Raw genomic sequence first — 17,480 nt, forward strand, 5'->3', positions numbered from 1 at the left:
CCTGCGACCTCAGATCGAGCGCAGCTCACCCCTCAGGAGGAGGCGCACCAAGCCCACGGGGCGGCGGAAACGGCTGCGCGCCGTCCCGCCGCCCCGTGGAGTGCCTGGTCAGGCCAGCTTCAGTGCGTCCCCGTCGCGGTCGATGAGGACCGTGTCGCCGTCGCGGATCTCTCCGGCGAGCAGCGCCTTGGCCAGCTTGTCGCCGATGGCCGACTGCACCAGCCGCCGCAGCGGGCGGGCTCCGTACACCGGGTCGTAGCCGTGGCTGGCCAGCCACTTGCGGGCCACCTCGGAGACCTCCAGGGTGAGCCGGCGGTCGGCCAGGCGCCGCCGCAGCCTGCCCAGCTGGATGTCGACGATATGGGTCAGCTCGTCCTGGGTGAGCGCGTGGAAGACCACGATGTCGTCGAGCCGGTTGAGGAACTCCGGTTTGAAGTGGCTGCGCACCATCGCCATCACCGCGTCGGAGCGCTGCTGCTCGTTCAGTGTCGGATCGGTGAGCGCGTGCGAGCCCAGGTTCGAGGTGAGGATCAGGATCGCGTTGCGGAAGTCGACGGTGCGGCCCTGGCCGTCGGTGAGCCGGCCGTCGTCGAGGACCTGGAGCAGCACGTCGAACACGTCCGGGTGGGCCTTCTCCACCTCGTCGAGCAGCACCACCGAGTAGGGGCGGCGGCGCACCGCCTCGGTGAGCTGGCCGCCCTCCTCGTACCCGACGTAGCCGGGCGGGGCGCCGACGAGCCGGGCCACCGAGTGCTTCTCGGCGTACTCGCTCATGTCGATGCGGACCATGGCGCGCTCGTCGTCGAACAGGAACTCGGCCAGCGCCTTGCCCAGCTCGGTCTTGCCGACGCCGGTCGGGCCGAGGAACAGGAACGAGCCGGTCGGCCGGTCCGGGTCGGCGACCCCGGTGCGCGCCCGGCGCACCGCGTCGGAGACCGCGCCGACGGCTTCCACCTGGCCGATCACGCGGGAGCCGAGCGACTCCTCCATGCGCAGCAGCTTCTCGGTCTCGCCCTCCATCAGCCGGCCTGCCGGGATGCCGGTCCAGGCGGCGACGACCTCGGCGATGTCGTTCGCGCCGACCTCCTCCTTGAGCATCGCGCCGTTGGTCTGCAGCGCCGCCAGCTCCGCCTCGGCGCGGGCCTGCTCGCGCTCCAGGGCCGGGATGCGCCCGTAGCGCAGCTCCGAGGCGCGGCCCAGGTCGAGGTCGCGCTCGGCCCGGTCGGCCTGGTTGCGCAGCTCCTCCAGCTCCTCCTTGGCCACCGAGATGGCCTGGATGTGCTGCTTCTCGTTGCGCCAGCGGTCGGACAGCGCGGCCATGTGCTCGCGCTTGTCGGCCAGCTCGGCGCGCAGCTTGCTGAGCCGCTCCGCCGACGCCGGGTCGGGCTCCTTGGCCAGCGCCATCTCCTCGATCTCCAGGCGGCGCACCTGGCGCTCGATCTCGTCGACCTCGGTGGGCCGGGAGTCGATCTCCATGCGCAGCCGGGAGGCGGCCTCGTCCACCAGGTCGATCGCCTTGTCAGGCAGGAAGCGGTCGGCGATGTAGCGGTCGGACAGCCCGGCCGCGGCGACCAGCGCCCCGTCGGTGATGCGCACGCCGTGGTGCACCTCGTAGCGCTCCTTGAGGCCGCGCAGGATGCCGATGGTGTCCTCGACGGTGGGCTCGCCGACCACCACCGGCTGGAAGCGCCGCTCCAGCGCCGGGTCCTTCTCGATGTTGTCGCGGTACTCGTCCAGTGTGGTCGCGCCGACCATGCGCAGCTCGCCGCGGGCAAGCATGGGTTTGAGCATGTTGCCCGCGTCCATCGAGCCCTCGCCCTTGCCCGCGCCGACGACCGTGTGCAGCTCGTCCAGAAAGGTGATCACCTGGCCGTCGCTGCCCTTGATCTCCTCCAGCACGCTCTTGAGCCGCTCCTCGAACTGGCCGCGGTACTGCGCGCCGGCGACCATCGCGCCCAGGTCGAGGCTGACCAGCTTCTTGTCCCGCAACGACTCCGGCACGTCGCCGGCCACGATGCGCTGGGCCAGGCCCTCGACGATGGCGGTCTTGCCGACGCCGGGCTCTCCGATCAGGACCGGATTGTTCTTGGTACGCCGGGAGAGCACCTGGATCACGCGGCGGATCTCGGCGTCGCGGCCGATCACCGGGTCGACCTTGCCGTCGCGCGCCCGCGCGGTGAGGTCGACGCCGTACTTCTCCAGCGCCTGGTACTGCTGCTCGGGGTCGGGGCTGGTGACCCGGCGGTCGCCGCCGCGGATCTGCGGGAACGCCGCGACCAGGGCCTCCTCGGTCGCGCCGGCCTGCTTGAGCGCCTTGCCGACCGCGCCGCCGACCCGGGCCAGCCCGGCCAGCAGGTGCTCGGTCGAGACGTACTCGTCACCGATCGGGCGGGCGATCTGCTCGGCCGCGTTGATCGCGTTGACCAGTTCCCGGGACAGGCTCGGCTCGGCCACGCTCGACCCGCGGGCCGTGGGCAGCTGCTCGACCGCGCGGGCGGCGGCCCGGCGTACGTCGGCGGGGTTGGCCCCGACCGCCCGCAGCAGGCCCGCGGCTGTGGAGCCGCCGGTGTCGAGCAGGGTCAGCAGCAGGTGCCACGTCTCGACCGTGGCGTGGCCCCGCTGCTGCGCCGTCGCCGCCGCTTCGGTGATGACCTCGCGGCTCTTCGTGGTCAGACGCTGAGTGTCCATACGCTCCCTCGACTATGGTCTCCGAACCAAAGTTGAGCCTACTGCACTCAACTTATCCGGGCCAGTCGGGAGCGCCCGGTGAGCGAGCTACTTCAATGTGACTTTCGTCCACTCGCGCTGCCAGCCGCGGCCGGTGCCCAGATAGAACTCGCCGTACTGATCCTGCCGGGCGAACAGCGTGCCGTCGGGCAGTTCGGTGACCCAGTCCAGCCGCGGTGAGCCGGGGATCTCGACGTAGCGGTCGGCGAGGTAGCCGACGGTGTCCGGACCCGCGATGGCCAGCAGTCCGTCGCCGACCGGGGCCACCGTGTACATCCGATTCGGCTGCTCGCGCAGGCCCTCGATCGGGCGGGCCCGCCAGGCGCCGTCCACCAGCTGCCAGATCAGCGGCAGGCCGGTCGCCTTGAGCACCGAGCCGCGTAGCAGTGACGTGCCGCCGCCGCTCGCGGACATCATGTCCTGCTCCCCGACGAGCCACACGTCGCCGGTGGGGGAGACCCGTACCGACAGCATCCACAGCTTGCGGCCGGGCTGGTCCGGCACGGGCAGCCGCTGCCAGGTGCGCCCGCCGTCGACGCTGCGGGCGGTCTCCTTCTTCGGCTCCAGGGCGGTCAGCCAGATCGCGCCGTCGGGCGTGGCGACCGCGCCCGCACCCTGGTAGCCGTCGGGCAGCGGGACCGGCTCACCGGTCTGCCAATCGCGCAGCACCGGCTCGTTCGCGGTGAAGTCCACGCCGTAGCGGACGCCGGTGGCCGCGTGGTACTCGGCCGGGACGGTGCGGCTGGGGGTGAAGGTCCGGCCGCCGTCCCGGGACAGGTGGTACGCGTCGGCCTTCTCGCCCCAGATCATGATCTGCTGCGGTCCCACCGCGTAGAGCTGGATGCTGCTGTCGTCCTCGGTCAGCGGCATCGGCCGCGCCTGCCAGGTGACCCCGGCGTCCGCGGTCGCGAACAGGCGGCCCCGGCACGACCCCGTGCCCTCGCAGTCGGTGAAGACGGCGTAGCCGTTGCGGGCGTCGGCGAACTCGACGAAAGGGTGGTAATCGGACGGCACGCCGACGTCGGTCGTGCGTTCGGTGACCACGGCCCGCGCGGGCGGGGCCGGGTGGGTCGCGCCCGGAGCGGCGCCCGTGGGCGAGGCGGGCGTCTCGCCGCGGGGCGTGCACGCCGTGGCCATCGCGAGCCCGAGCGTCAGGACGAGCAGCGGGCGTACGCGGACCGCGAATCGATTCACGCTGGTGGAAGTCATACCGGGTCGAGCCACGAGCGGGCGGGGCGGTTCCCGGACATGGCGCGCCGACCCCGTCCCGACGCCGGGCGACCGTGCGGGGTTGGTCGCAATGCGTAACAGGTTGATGAAACTACTTGTCTTGACCTTCCCTTGAGCTGGGAAGGCACGCTAGCGTGTCGCGGCAGCAGCGCCGCTGACTTTGGCCGCGTCTTCCACAATCCCGCGTCGTCACAGCGGAGGAGATAACGATGAGCGCTCCCCCGGCGGTGTTCCGAGGATTCGCCAACCCGGTCGACCCCACCCCCAACGAGTTGCGCACCTGGGCGTACGCGCCGGACTCCGTGCCGCTCACCGCCATGCCGCCGGACTGGGACCTGCTCGTCTCGGGGGACAGGCTCATCGCGACCCTGTTCGACCTGGCGATGGACACCAGCTGCCCGGCCCGCCGCTTCGCCATGCACTGCCTGTACATCTACGCCGCCGACGCCATCCGCACCGGCTTCAAGGCCCACCCGCGGCGCAAGCTGCGCAAGCTGGTCGAAGAGGCCGAGGAGGAGGGCGACGAGCAGATGGCGATCTGGGCCCACAACACCCGCGTGCTGCTGGCCCGCCCGCAACTGTTCGACTACCACGACTGGTGCGAGGGCGGCCTGGTCCGGCACTCGCGCCGCCTGCAGTAAAAGCACCTGATCTCGCACACACGGCTCCCCGCGGCACCTGACCGCGGGGAGCCGTGGCGCGATACGACTATTTCTTGTCCATCTTGTCGATCGCGTCTTTAGCCATGTCCTGGGCCTTGTCGACGTGACCGGTGTACTTGCCGCCGGTCTTGGCGTCGACGGCGTCGCCGGCCTGGTCGACGGCCTTCTTGGCCTTGTCCTGCATCTGCTTGGCCTTGTCCGAGGCCTGGTCCGCCTTGTCGTCGATGCCCAGGGCGTCCTTGGCCTTGTCCAACATGCCCATTTCATCCCCCTCCGGGCCAGTCCGACAATTCGGACTGGTCCCTTATCGAGGATACCGGCGGGCGACCGGCCGGACTCAGCCTTCGGCCGAACGCGGCCGCCAGACCACCAGCGCCGTCGACGTGCGCGTGCTCGGCAGCAGATCGGTACGCGGGAACGCGGAGATGGTCTCCAGCTGCGCCAGCCGCCGCTCGGCATACGCCAGCTGCTGGTGAGCCTGCTCCAGCCGCTCGCGCAACTCCAGCACCAGCCGCTCCAGGTCGATGATCCGCTTGACGCCGGCCAGGCTGACGCCCTCCTCCTGGCTCAGCCGCTGGATCTCGCGCAGCAGCTCGACGTCGCGCAGGCTGTAGCGGCGCCCGCCGCCCGCGGAGCGACCCGGCTCGACCAGACCCATCCGGTCGTACTGCCGCAACGTCTGCGGGTGCATGCCGGCCAGCTGCGCGGCCACCGAGATGAGCAGCACCTTCGCTTGTTCATCCACTGTGGATCACCTCCGTTCCAGGTGGTCCCGCCGGACCGGCGGGGCCAGCTCGGTGAAGCGCACCAACGCCTCCCGGGCTTCGTCGGAGAGCTGCTGCGGCACCACGATCTCCACGGTAACCAGCAGATCTCCGCTGTGGCCATCACGTTTGGGCACACCCTTGCCGCGTACCCGCAGCAGCCGACCGCTGGGCGTGCCCGCCGGCACCTTGACCTTCATCATGCCGTCCAAAGTGGGCACTCGGACCTCGGAGCCGAGCACCGACTCGGCGAAGGTCACCGGAACCGTCACGGTCAGATCGTCGCCGTTGCGGCCGAACATCGCGTCCGGGCGCACGATCGCGCGGATGTAGAGGTCACCGGGGGCGCCACCGCGCTCGCCCGGCTCACCGCGCCCGGCCAGCCGGATGCGCTGCCCGTCGGAGACGCCCGCCGGGATGCGTACGGTCAGCGTGCGGGTCTTGGTCACCCCGCCGGTGCCGTGGCACTCCGGGCACTTCTGGTCCACGACCGTGCCCACACCCTGGCAGTCGCGGCAGGCCTCGGAGAAGCCGAACGCGCCCTGGTTGCGGTTGACCACACCGGTGCCCTGGCAGTGCGGGCAGGCACGCGGGCGGGTGCCCGGCTTGGCCCCGTCGCCGTGGCAGGTGTCGCACACGCCCAGCGTGCGCAGCGTCAGCGGCTGGGTCGTGCCCTGCACCGCGTCGGCGAAGTCCAGGAAGATCTCGGCCTCCACGTCGCGGCCGCGGGCCGGGCGGGCCGGAGTCCCCGCGCCTGCCCCGCCGGAGAAGATCGAGCCGAACAGGTCGGAGAAGCTCGCGCCACCGAACCGCTGGTCCGGGCCCTGCCGTCCACCGCCCTGGCCGAACAGGTCGTTCACGTCGAAGTGCTGGCCGCCCCCGCCGCGGGCGCCGCGCCGGAACGCGCCGGCCTCGAACAGCGAGCGCATCTCGTCGTACTCGCGCCGCCGGTTCTCGTCCGACAGCACGTCGTACGCCTCGGAGACCGACTTGAACCGTTCCTCCGCGGCGCTGTTGCCGGGGTTGTGGTCAGGATGCAGCTCGCGCGCGAGTCTGCGGTACGCCTTCTTGATCTCGCTTGAGGTGGCGTCCTTGGCCACTCCGAGCACGGCGTAGAAGTCCTTCTCCAGCCAGTCTTTCGAGCTCATCCGTCCCCCTCCCCCTGTCGTGATCGAAGCTCCCTCCCCGCGCCCGGAATCGGGGCGGGGAGAGAGCCCCGGTCATGGTGTCACTCTGGTGCGGCTACGGCCACCATCGCGGGGCGCAGCAGGCGCTCGCCCAGCAGGTAGCCCCGGCGCATCACGTCGATGCAGGTCGGCTCGGTCACGTCGGCGGACGGCAGGTGCGCCACCGCCTCGTGCCGGTTCGGGTCGAAGGCGTCGCCCTTCTCGCCGAACGCGGTCAGGCCGAACTTCGCCACCACCGCCGCGATCTGGTCGGCCACCGCACCGAACGGCCCGCTCAGGTCGCCGTGCTCGCGCGCCCGGTCCAGGTCGTCCAGCACCGGCAGCAGCGCCGACAGCACCTGGCCGGTGGCGAGCTCGGCGGAGACCGTGCGGTCGCGCTCCACCCGCTTGCGGTAGTTGGCGTACTCGGCGGTCACCCGCTGCAGGTCCGCGGTGCGCTCCTCGAGCGCGGACCGCAGCTGCGCGAGTTCGGCGCCCAGCGTCGCGGGAACCTTCTCGGCCTCTGCCGCGGGTGCAGTGACGACGGGTTCGGCCTCGACGACCTCGCCCTCCACCGCCTCCTCGGCGTTCGACCCGGCCTCGGCGGTCGCGTCCGGCTGCGGGACGACCGGCACCTCGACGGTGACCTGCTCCCCGACGGCCTGGGCGGTGACGTCCTCGGCGAGGTTCTGCTCGGTGTTGCTCTGCGGGGCAGGGGTCTCCTGCGCCGTTGCGGGCTGCTCGGTGTCGGCCGCCGGGGCGGCCGGCGTCGCCGGCTGCTCGGACATGGTCGCTCCGCTCGGGGTGATCTTCCGCTTGTTCTTGATCACGATGCGCTCGCCGGCGGGAGGCTGCTCCTCCGCCGGCGAGGCACCCTGTGCTGCTCCGGTCACTTCTTGCCCTCGTCGTCGATGATCTCCGCATCCACGACGTCGTCATCGGCACGGCCGCCGGCCGCGTCGTGCTGCTGGCCCGCACCGGCCGCGGCCGGGTTGTCACCCTGGTTGTACAGCGCGGAACCGGCCGCCTGCGAGACCTGGGCGAGCTTCTCGTGCGCCGACTTGATCTTCTCCAGGTCGGTGCCCGCGAGCGCGCTGCGCAGCTCGCTCAGCGCCTCGTTGATGCTCTCCTTGGCGTCGGCGGGCAGCTTGTCGCCGCTCTCGGCCAGGAACTTCTCGGTCTGCCACTGCAGCGCCTCGGCCACGTTGCGGGTCTCGGCCTCCTCGCGGCGGCGGCGGTCCTCGTCCGCGTGCTCCTCGGCGTCGCGGCGCATGCGCTCGATGTCGTCCTTCGGCAGCGACGAGCCGCCGGTGATCGTCATCGACTGCTCCTTGCCGGTGCCGAGGTCCTTCGCCGAGACGTGCACGATGCCGTTGGCGTCGATGTCGAAGGTGACCTCGATCTTCGGCACGCCCCGCGGGGCCGGCGCGATGCCGGTCAGCTCGAAGGTGCCGAGCTTCTTGTTGTACGCCGCCATCTCGCGCTCGCCCTGGAAGACCTGGATGAGCACGGAGGGCTGGTTGTCGTCCGCGGTGGTGTAGACCTCGGAGCGCTTGGTCGGGATGGTGGTGTTGCGCTCCACCAGGCGGTGCATGATGCCGCCCTTGGTCTCGATGCCCAGGCTCAGCGGGGTCACGTCCAGCAGGAGGACGTCCTTGACCTCACCCTTGAGCACACCGGCCTGCAGGGCCGCGCCGACGGCGACGACCTCGTCCGGGTTGACGCCCTTGTTGGGCTCCTTGCCGGTGAGCTGCTTGACCAGGTCGGTCACCGCGGGCATGCGGGTGGAGCCGCCGACCAGGATGACGTGCTCGACGTCGGACAGCTTCACGCCCGCGTCCTTGATCGCCTGCTCGAACGGCGCCTTGCAGCGGTCCAGCAGGTCCTGGGTCATCCGCTGGAACTCGGCCCGGGTGAGCGTGACGTCCAGGTGCAGCGGGCCCTCGGCGCCGGCCGTGATGTACGGCAGGTTGATGCCGGTGGTGTTCGCGGCGGACAGCTCGATCTTGGCCTTCTCCGCGGCCTCCTTGAGGCGCTGCATGGCCATCTTGTCGGCGCCCAGGTCCACGCCGTACTGGCCGCGGAACGTCTTCACCAGGTGCTCGATGATGCGCTCGTCCCAGTCGTCGCCGCCGAGGTGGTTGTCACCGGAGGTCGACTTGACCTCGACGACGCCCTCGGCCAGCTCCAGCAGCGACACGTCGAACGTGCCGCCGCCCAGGTCGAAGACCAGGACGGTCTGCTCCTTGCTGCCCTTGTCCAGCCCGTACGCCAGCGCGGCGGCGGTGGGCTCGTTGACGATGCGCAGCACGTTGAAGCCGGCGATCTCCCCGGCCTCCTTCGTGGCGGTGCGCTGCGCGTCGTTGAAGTACGCCGGGACGGTGATCACTACGTCGGTCACGGTCTCGCCGAGGTAGGCCTCGGCGTCGCGCTTGAGCTTCTGCAGCACACGGGCCGAGATCTCCTGCGGCGTGTACTTCTTGCCGTCGATGTCGACGGTCCAGTTGGTGCCGACCTCACGCTTCACGGACCGGATGGTGCGGTCCGGGTTCGTGACGGCCTGGCGCTTGGCCACCTCGCCGACGAGCACCTCACCGTTCTTGGCGAACGCCACGATCGAGGGCGTCGTGCGGGAGCCCTCGGCGTTCGCGATGACGGTGGGTTCGCCACCCTCGAGCACGGCCATACAGGAGTTGGTCGTACCCAGGTCGATGCCGACCGCACGTGCCATTTTCGTGTTCCTCCAAGATCAAGGTTGCCGCAGATTCAAGTTGAGTCCGGACGGCTCAATACTGACATGAGACCGGGAAGTGTCAAGCGGAAGGTTGAGTCGGTCACACTCAAGTTTAACGGTGTCCTAGTGAGTTGTCCCATTTCCGCATACGCTTCCCCTGTGTATGACCAACGAGTAACCGAGGAGGGCGCGGCGCGGACCGGCCCCCTGCTCGCAGTCGTCGGCGGGCCGACCGGCGCGGGCAAGTCCACGCTGGTCAACAGCCTGGTCCGGTCACCCGTGAGCGCCACCGGCATCCTGCGCCCCACCACCCGCAAGCCGACCCTGGCCTGCCACCCGCGCAGCGTGGCCGCGACCCACGTGGCCGGGCTGCACCCGATCGCCGCCCCCGCGCTGCCCTCCGACGTCGCGATCGTCGACGCGCCGGACCTCAACGCGATCGACCAGAAGAACCGCGCGGTCACCGATGCCGTGTTCGAACAGGCCGACCTCTGGATCTTCGTGACGACGGCGAGCCGCTACGCTGACGCCGAGGCGTGGCGGCACCTGAGGGCTGCGCAGCAACGCCGGGTCGACCTGGCGGTGGTCCTCAACCGGCTGCCCACCGAGGCGGCGGACGAGATCCTGCCGCACCTGACCCAGCTGCTCGGCGAACCGGTGCCACTGTTCGTGGTCGCCGAATCGGCGCTCGACCGGCAGGGCATGCTCTCGGAGCGAGTGGTCACCCCGATCTGGGAGTTCCTCGACAAGACCGCGAGTGCGAAACTTGCCGAGTCAAGATGACACCGGACGGCCGCTCCCGCGGGCGACGAGGGTTCAGGTCGGCACCGCGTCGGCTGAGGAGAGCGTGAGGAGGGACCAGTGACCCACTCCACCCCCGGCAGTGAGTCCGTCACCACCAAGCTCGACATGGTCCAGCAGTTCGTCGACCTGGCGGGCGAGCACCTCGCCGGCGAGCCGGCGATGGAGAACGCGCGGATGGTCGCGGAGCGCTCCGCCGACCGGCTGCGGCTGGCCCGCGGCTTCACCACCATCGCGCTGGCCGGCACCACCGGCAGCGGCAAGTCCAGCATGTTCAACGCGTTCACCACGATCGACCGGTCGCCCGCGGGCATCCTGCGCCCCACCACCTCCGAGCCGTACGCCTGTGTCTGGGGCAGCCTCACCTTCGCCGACGAGCTGCTGGACTGGCTCGGCGTCTCCTCGCGCCGCCGGTTCACCCGGGAGTCGGCGCTGGACGCCAACGACGAGGTCGGCCTGCGCGGCATGATCCTGCTCGACCTGCCCGACGTCGACTCCGTCGAGCCGCGCCACCGCGCCGAGGTCGACCGCCTGCTGCACCTCGTCGACGTGGTGATCTGGATCTGCGACCCGCAGAAGTACGGCGACCAGCTCGTCCACGAGGGTTACCTGCGCCAGCTCGCCAGCTCGCGCGACGGCCTCATCGTGGCGCTCAACCAGACCGACCGGCTGCAGCCCGCGCAGCTGCCCAAGGTCGGCGCCGACCTGCGCCAGCTGCTGGACGAGGGCGGCCTGTCTAAGGTCCCGCTGGTGCCGACGTCGGCGACCGGCGAGGTCCCGGCGCTGCCGCCGGCCAAGCGCGGCCCGATCAAGCCGAAGCCGGGCCCGTTCACGGCCGAGCGCTCCACCCGCGGCCACGCCGGCGTCTCCGCGCTGCGGGCCCTGCTCGAACCGATCATCCTGCGCGGCACGCTGGCCGAGGAGTCCGTCGACCGCGACCTCACCGCGAGCATCGCCGACCTGTCCAAGTTCGTCGGCGGTCCGGCCAGCCCGCCGTCGATCAACCCGCTGGTCCGCGGGCTGTCCTCGGCCGGCACCGACGCCGCCCGCATCGAGCAGACCGTCCAGGCGTACGCCGCGAGCGCGTCCGTCGGACTGCCCGGCCCCTGGGGCAAGGCCGTCGCGCAGGCCGCCCGGTCCCGCCTGCACGAGCTGCCCGCCGCGCTGGGCCAGGCCGTAGCGTTCGCCGACGCCCAACGCCCGCGCCGGATGTGGCTGCCCGGCGGCAAGAAGCGAGCCGACGCGAAAACCGAGATCGTGCTGCGCGCCGAGATCGACAAGGTCGCCCTGCGCTACGTCGTCGAGCCGGTCCGCCGCGCCCTCGCCGCCTACGAACGCTCCCGGACCACCCTGAGCTGATCTGACGGGCCATGATCGCTGTTTAATGTCGAAACCTGAGGTCTGACCTCACAAATCGACACGAAACAGCGATCATGGCCCGCGATGCGGTGCTGAGGACCCTGGGTGGCGCTTGGTGATGGCGCGAATCGGGTAAATGGTGGATAGGGCAGTTCCGGAGGGGGCAAGATCTGTTTGTGGACGCCTCATGCTGCCAGGGCAACTGTCAGCGTCCACAAAAACGGATCTTCGCAGCTAGCGTGGCCGCAGTCCGGGCGGCGTGGTCACCGATCGTGGCGACGGGTGTCGTGCTTACGAGCCGCGCCCTTGGTGCGGTGCACCTTCGACTTCACCCGGTGCGCCTTCGACTTCGCACCGCGCGAATCCCCACGGTGCGACTTCGCGCCGTGCGACTTCGCACCGCGCGGCTTCGCCTTCGGGCCGTGGGGATTCGCCTTCGGGCCGTGGGGATTCGCCTTCGGGCCGAGCCCTCGGTCGGCCTGGGCTTTCACCGTGTGCTCGTTCGGCTTGGCCGTGTTACCCAGCACCCGCCGAGCCGTCGACGCCGAGTCGGCGGCAGCCCTCGACGTCAGTGGGTTCCGGCGGACCGCCGAGCCCGTGTCCGCCGAAGCCCGCGACCTGAGCGGACCTCGCCGGGGGGACAGGCCCGGATCCGGGTCGGGCCGCCAGTTCGGCCGAGCCTGCCGGGCCGTCGGCCCGAGGTCGGGGGTGGCAGGACGACGGACTACCGGCCGTGCCGGGCGCGCGGGAAAGGCGTGTACCGAACCCGGACGCCCGCCGGTCCCGGGCCGCTCGCACGGGTCGTCGCCTGGACGAGGCCCGTGATGGCCGCCGGGACGCCCCGGCCAGCCAGGCCAGCCGTGTCCACCCGGCCGTCCCGGCCCGTCCGGATCCCACGGCCTGCCCGGGAAGGACGGCCCGCCCGGGAAGGACGGCCCGCCCGGGAAGGACGGCCCGCCCGGGAAAGAGGGCCCGCCCGGGAAGGACGGTTCGCCGGGAAAGGGCGGGCTGCCCGGGGCGGACGGCTCGCCGGGTGTGGACGGGCCGCTCGCGGGCGGGGCCGGGCGAGACGGGGCCGGCGTGCCGGTGCCGGGACGCCAGATCGGGCGGATGGGCAGGGTCACGGGCTGCCGGCGGCGTTCGAGGACGGGGACGGCGACGTCGTCGGGTCGGTCGTCGTCGTCATCGCCGTCCGGGCTACCCGGGACGCCGGGCTGGGCCAGCCCCGGGTCGTGCTGCGGGGCTGGGCGGAGCGGGCGGTCGGGCAGCCGGAACGAGCCGTGGGCGAGGTGGTCGCCGGGGACCACGAACGGCTGCACCGGCCCGGCCAGGCGGGCGCCGAAGTCGGGGTCGACCCCTTCGACGCCGGCCCGCAGCACGATCCAGCTCGGTACGGCGGTGATCCCGACCAGCAGCGCGACCAGCAGGCCGTGCCTGCGGGCCGGGGCGCGGCGCGGGGACGTACGCGACGGGGCGCGGAACGCCTCCGGCACCGCGGGGGGCGGTGGCAGCGGAGGCGGCGAGCCGAAGAGATCTTCCAGGAAATTGTCGTCGGGCATCGGAGTGCTCCTAGGGCACGGGGGGAATTCGCCCAGAATGCCCCAAGCACTTCCATGATCCGGGGATTTGGGGTATTCGTAGGCCCAGGTTTTTCCGCTGTCCGTTGCCAATATCACCTGCCCGGCCTGTGACTGCCGCCACGGATACGGCAGTATGGGGGCCAGGCGGCAGAGTGGCCGTGGTCACCGCGTACTCCGGACTCACTACTGCCGCAGCCAGGCGTCTTCGCCCCACGAGGGACACGACGTGGCGCCACCGATGCGCGGCAGACACACCCCGTCGCCGACGCACCACTGACAGGGAGAACACGGATGACCAAAGTCGAGCGCGCGGCCTCCCGCCGCGGCGGCAAGCGCTCGGGACCCCCCGAGCCGGAGTTCGTACAGCTACTCACCCCTGAGGGCGAGCGAGTCTCACACCCCGACTACTCCGTCGACTTCACCGATGACGAGCTGCGCGGTCTTTACCGCGACCTGGTCACGGTACGCAAGCTCGACGCCGAGGCGACCGCGCTGCAGCGTCAGGGCGAGCTCGGCATCTGGGCCAGCCTGCTGGGCCAGGAGGCGGCGCAGGTCGGCTCCGGCCGGGCGCTGCGCAAGCAGGACATGGCCTTCCCGACGTACCGGGAGCACGGCGTCCTGTACTGCCGCAACATCGACCCGATCATGCCGCTGGGCCTGTTCCGGGGCGTGGACCAGGGCGGCTGGGACCCGGTGGCGCACCGGTTCAACATGTACACGATCGTCATCGGCGCGCAGACGCTGCACGCGACCGGCTACGCCATGGGCATCGTCAAGGACGGCAAGGTCGGCGACGACGACGAGACCAGCGAGGCCGTCATCGCCTACTTCGGCGACGGCGCGACCAGCCAGGGCGACGTCAACGAGGCGTTCATCTTCGGCAGCGTGTACAACGCGCCGATCGTGTTCTTCTGCCAGAACAACCAGTACGCGATCTCCGAGCCGCTGGAGCGCCAGACCCGCATCCCGCTGTACCAGCGCGCGGCCGGCTTCGGCTTCCCCGGCATCCGGGTCGACGGCAACGACGTGCTGGCCACGTACGCGGTGACCCGCGCCGCGCTGGACAACGCCCGCCACGGCCAGGGCCCGACCCTGGTCGAGGCGTACACGTACCGCATGGGCGCGCACACCACCTCCGACGACCCGACCCGCTACCGCGTGGCCAGCGAGGTCGAGGCGTGGCAGGCCAAGGACCCGATCGTGCGGATGCGCAAGCTGCTGGAGAAGCAGGGCATCGCCGACGAGGCGTTCTTCGCCGCGGTCGACGAGCAGGCGAAGGTCGAGGCGGTGGCGCTGCGCGAGCGGGTGCTGTCGATGCCCGACCCGGACCCGGTGACGATGTTCGACCACGTCTACCCCAACGGCTCGCCGCTGATCGACAAGCAGCGCGCCGAGTTCGAGACCTACCACGCCTCGTTCGAGGGGAGCCACTGATCATGGAGACGCTTACCCTCGGCAAGTCGCTCAACCTGGGCCTGCGCCGCGCGATGGAGGACGACAGCAAGGTCCTCATCATGGGCGAGGACGTCGGCAAGCTCGGCGGTGTCTTCCGCATCACCGACGGCCTGCAGAAGGACTTCGGCGACGAGCGTGTCATCGACACCCCACTGGCGGAGGCCGGCATCGTCGGCACCGCGATCGGCCTGGCGCTGCGCGGCTACCGCCCGGTCGTCGAGATCCAGTTCGACGGCTTCGTGTACCCGGCGTACGACCAGATCGTGTGCCAGGTGGCCAAGTTCCACTACCGGTCCCGGGGCAAGGTCAGCCTGCCCATGGTCATCCGGATCCCGTTCGGCGGCGGCATCGGCGCGGTCGAGCACCACTCGGAGTCGCCCGAGGCGTACTTCTCGCACACGGCCGGTCTCAAGGTCGTGGCGTGCAGCAACCCGTCCGACGCGTACTGGATGATCCAGCAGGCCATCGCCAGCGACGACCCGATCATCTTCTTCGAGCCCAAGCGGCGCTACTGGGAGAAGGGCGAGGTCGACACGGCCGCGCCGCTGTCCTCGGCGTACCCGCTGCACAGCTCGCGGGTGCTGCGCTCCGGCGGCGACGCGACGCTGCTGGCGTACGGCCCGATGGTGCGCACCTGCCTGGACGCCGCGACCGCGGCGGCCGAGGACGGCCGCAACCTGGAGGTCATCGACCTGCGCTCGCTGTCCCCGCTGGACATGGCCCCGGTGTTCGAGTCGGTCCGCAAGACCGGCCGCGCCGTGGTCGTGCACGAGGCTCCGGGCAACATCGGCCTGGGCGCCGAGGTCGCGGCCCGGATCACCGAGGAGTGCTTCTACTCCCTGGAGGCCCCGGTGCTGCGGGTGACCGGCTACGACATCCCCTACCCGGCCTCCCGGGTGGAGGAGGAGTTCCTGCCCGACCTGGACCGTGTGCTCGAGGCCGTCGACCGTTCCTTCGGGTTCTGAGGGGGCTGACCTATGGCTATCAATCAGTTCCCCCTGCCCGACCTCGGTGAGGGTCTCACCGAGGGCGAGATCCTCAAGTGGCTGGTCGCCGAGGGCGACGTCATCGAGCTGAACCAGCCCATCGTCGAGGTGGAGACCGCCAAGGCGGCGGTCGAGATCCCGGCGAAGTGGGCCGGCACCGTCGTCAAGATCTACGTGCCCGAGGGCACCGTGGTCGAGGTCGGCTCCCCGATCATCTCGATCGACACCGGCGGCCCGTCGGCCGCGGTCGCCGACGACATGTCCCAGGGCGCCGCAGCCCAGGCCGAGAAGGCCGCCGCGGAGCCCACCGGCGGACTGATCGGCGAGACCACGGCGTCCGGCCGCACCGCGGTGCTGGTCGGCTACGGCCCGCGGGTCACCGCCGCCAAGCGCCGCGCCCGCAAGGACGCGCCCGCGGCTCCGGCCGCCCCGGCCCCCGTGGCCGCGGCTCCGGTGGCGGCTGCGCCGGCCGCACCCGCTCCGGCGGCCAAGGTAATCGCCCCGGCGGCTCCGGCCACCGCCGCTCCCGCGGCGGGGGCGAACGGGCACGGCGTGCTCGCCAAGCCGCCGGTCCGGATGCTGGCCCGGACCCTGGGCGTGGACCTGTCCACGCTGGCGGGCACCGGCCCGCAGGGCTCGATCACCCGGGACGACGTCCAGGCCGCGCTGGCGGCCCCGGCCGCCGCCGCGCCGCGTGCGCAGGTGGTCATGGTCCCGGGCGAGCGCGAGACCCGTGTCCCCATCAAGGGGGTACGCAAGCTCACCGCGGCCAATATGGTCGCCTCGGCCTTCACGGCTCCGCACGTCACCGAGTTCCTGACGGTCGACATGACGCGGTCGATGAAGGCGCTGGACCGGCTGCGGGCCGACCGGGAATGGCGTGACGTGCGCGTCTCGCCGCTGCTGCTGGTCGCCAAGGCCGTGCTGCTGGCGGCGAAGCGCCACCCGATGGTCAACTCGTCGTGGGACGAGGCGGCGCAGGAGATCGTGGTCAAGGACTACGTGAACCTGGGCATCGCCGCGGCCACCGAGCGCGGCCTCATCGTGCCGAACATCGCCGACGCGGGGCGCCTGTCCCTGCGGGAGCTGGCCGACGCGATGACCGACCTGGTGGCGACGGCGAAGTCGGGCAAGACGCCGCCGTCGGCGATGTCCGGCGGCACGTTCACGATCACCAACGTGGGCGTGTTCGGCGTGGACACCGGCACCCCGATCCTGCCCCCGGGCGAGGCCGCGATCCTGGCCTTCGGCGCGGTGCGGGAGACCCCGTGGGCGCACAAGGGCAAGGTCAAGCTGCGCCAGGTCACCACGCTGGGGCTGTCGTTCGACCACCGCATCATCGACGGCGAGCTGGGCTCGAAGTTCCTCCGGGACATCGGCGCCTTCCTCACCGATCCCGAGGCCATGCTCCTTGCCTGGACCTGATCCTGCGTCATGATCCATGACACTGATCCGTTCGCGACCCCGGAGTCGGCGCGCAGCAACGTGCGCCGGCTGCGGGGTCGTTTCGGCATGACGGTGTGCCTGTGGACCGCGCCGGGACCGGCCGGGCTGACGGTGTCGTCGACGCTGGTGGCCGACGGCGACCCGGGACGGCTGCTGGGCATCGTCGACGACGAGTCGGAGCTGTGGCCGGCGATCGAGCGGGCGGGCGTGTTCGCGGTGACGCCGCTCGGCGAGCCGCACCGGCAGCTCGCCGACCGGTTCGCGGGGTTGATGCCCGCCCCGGGCGGGCTGTTCAAGCAGGAGTCCTGGACGCAGACGCCGTTCGGGCCGATCCCGGCGGGCACGACGACCTGGGCGGGCTGCCGCCTCGACGGTTCGCGGCCGTTCGGCTGGGGGCTGCTGGTCGAGGCGAGCCTGGTCGAGATCACGCTCGGTGAGGCCGCGCCGCCGCTGCTGCACCACCGTGGCAGGTACACGACACTGTCGTGATCAAGGCGGATTGTGGTGCAACCGCGCTGTGACCTGCCGCGCCACGATCATCGCGTACCCGGGGGTTGTCGCAGACGCCTC

At 71.3% G+C, this 17,480-nt stretch carries 14 protein-coding genes and 1 pseudogene; 7 read left to right on the forward strand and 8 right to left on the reverse strand.

Annotated features, from left to right (window positions below; genetic code table 11):
• Positions 1-108 precede the first annotated feature (108 nt).
• Both clpB and F6W97_RS06190 read right to left on the reverse strand, forming a co-directional pair.
• Complete coding sequence (gene clpB / locus F6W97_RS06185) at positions 109-2,688, reverse strand: ATP-dependent chaperone ClpB (protein ID WP_155369155.1); 2,580 nt, start codon at positions 2,686-2,688, stop codon at positions 109-111.
• An 87-nt stretch (positions 2,689-2,775) separates the two neighbouring features.
• Complete coding sequence (locus F6W97_RS06190; protein ID WP_155369156.1) at positions 2,776-3,921, reverse strand: hypothetical protein; 1,146 nt, start codon at positions 3,919-3,921, stop codon at positions 2,776-2,778.
• A 245-nt stretch (positions 3,922-4,166) separates the two neighbouring features.
• Here F6W97_RS06190 and F6W97_RS06195 point away from each other — a divergent pair, with 245 nt between their 5' ends.
• Positions 4,167-4,598: a hypothetical protein gene (locus tag F6W97_RS06195; RefSeq protein WP_155369157.1), complete on the forward strand. Its 432-nt coding sequence runs from the start codon at positions 4,167-4,169 to the stop codon at positions 4,596-4,598.
• A 67-nt stretch (positions 4,599-4,665) separates the two neighbouring features.
• On the opposite strand, the gene F6W97_RS06200 is transcribed toward F6W97_RS06195, so the two are convergent.
• The 5 genes from F6W97_RS06200 to dnaK all read right to left on the reverse strand — a co-directional run bounded on the left by F6W97_RS06200 (position 4,666) and on the right by dnaK (position 9,280).
• A complete protein-coding gene (locus F6W97_RS06200; protein ID WP_155369158.1) occupies positions 4,666-4,881 on the reverse strand; it encodes an antitoxin in 216 nt (71 codons plus the stop codon).
• A gap of 75 nt (positions 4,882-4,956) precedes the next feature.
• Positions 4,957-5,364, reverse strand: coding sequence for a heat shock protein transcriptional repressor HspR (locus F6W97_RS06205; protein ID WP_155369159.1), 408 nt, complete (start codon positions 5,362-5,364; stop codon positions 4,957-4,959).
• A gap of 6 nt (positions 5,365-5,370) precedes the next feature.
• Entirely contained in the window at positions 5,371-6,531 is a 1,161-nt protein-coding gene (gene dnaJ / locus F6W97_RS06210) for a molecular chaperone DnaJ (protein WP_155369160.1), read from the reverse strand.
• A gap of 80 nt (positions 6,532-6,611) precedes the next feature.
• Entirely contained in the window at positions 6,612-7,442 is an 831-nt protein-coding gene (gene grpE / locus F6W97_RS06215) for a nucleotide exchange factor GrpE (RefSeq protein WP_230686450.1), read from the reverse strand.
• Complete coding sequence (dnaK, locus tag F6W97_RS06220) at positions 7,439-9,280, reverse strand: molecular chaperone DnaK (protein WP_155369161.1); 1,842 nt, start codon at positions 9,278-9,280, stop codon at positions 7,439-7,441. Before dnaK ends, grpE begins: the two co-directional genes overlap by 4 nt.
• Positions 9,281-9,442: 162 nt before the next feature.
• Here dnaK and F6W97_RS06225 point away from each other — a divergent pair, with 162 nt between their 5' ends.
• Both F6W97_RS06225 and F6W97_RS06230 read left to right on the forward strand, forming a co-directional pair.
• A complete protein-coding gene (locus F6W97_RS06225; protein WP_196278996.1) occupies positions 9,443-10,066 on the forward strand; it encodes a GTPase domain-containing protein in 624 nt (207 codons plus the stop codon).
• Positions 10,067-10,144: 78 nt separating this feature from the next.
• Positions 10,145-11,443 carry a P-loop NTPase family protein gene (locus F6W97_RS06230; RefSeq protein WP_155369163.1) on the forward strand — a complete coding sequence of 433 codons (1,299 nt, stop codon included), beginning with the start codon at positions 10,145-10,147 and terminating at the stop codon, positions 11,441-11,443.
• A 263-nt stretch (positions 11,444-11,706) separates the two neighbouring features.
• Here F6W97_RS06230 and F6W97_RS40490 read toward each other — a convergent pair whose 3' ends face one another.
• Positions 11,707-13,002 carry a hypothetical protein gene (locus F6W97_RS40490; protein WP_155369164.1) on the reverse strand — a complete coding sequence of 432 codons (1,296 nt, stop codon included), beginning with the start codon at positions 13,000-13,002 and terminating at the stop codon, positions 11,707-11,709.
• Between the two features lie 312 nt (positions 13,003-13,314).
• Between F6W97_RS40490 and pdhA the strand changes: the two genes are divergently transcribed.
• The 4 genes and pseudogenes from pdhA to F6W97_RS06255 all read left to right on the forward strand — a co-directional run.
• On the forward strand, positions 13,315-14,457 hold the full coding sequence (gene pdhA, locus F6W97_RS06240; protein ID WP_155369165.1) for a pyruvate dehydrogenase (acetyl-transferring) E1 component subunit alpha: 1,143 nt from the start codon (positions 13,315-13,317) through the stop codon (positions 14,455-14,457).
• Positions 14,454-15,443, forward strand: coding sequence for an alpha-ketoacid dehydrogenase subunit beta (locus F6W97_RS06245; RefSeq protein ID WP_155369559.1), 990 nt, complete (start codon positions 14,454-14,456; stop codon positions 15,441-15,443). The genes pdhA and F6W97_RS06245 overlap by 4 nt, the downstream gene beginning before the upstream one ends.
• A gap of 12 nt (positions 15,444-15,455) precedes the next feature.
• Positions 15,456-16,889 (forward strand): dihydrolipoamide acetyltransferase family protein, encoded by a 1,434-nt coding sequence (locus F6W97_RS06250; RefSeq protein ID WP_155369166.1) that lies wholly within the window; start codon positions 15,456-15,458, stop codon positions 16,887-16,889.
• Between the two features lie 12 nt (positions 16,890-16,901).
• Positions 16,902-17,399 (forward strand): annotated as a pseudogene (locus F6W97_RS06255) (flavin reductase family protein); the annotation flags it as partial.
• Positions 17,400-17,480 lie beyond the last annotated feature (81 nt).

The sequence above is a fragment of the Catellatospora vulcania genome (assembly GCF_009720385.1).
GTDB lineage: Bacteria > Actinomycetota > Actinomycetes > Mycobacteriales > Micromonosporaceae > Catellatospora > Catellatospora vulcania.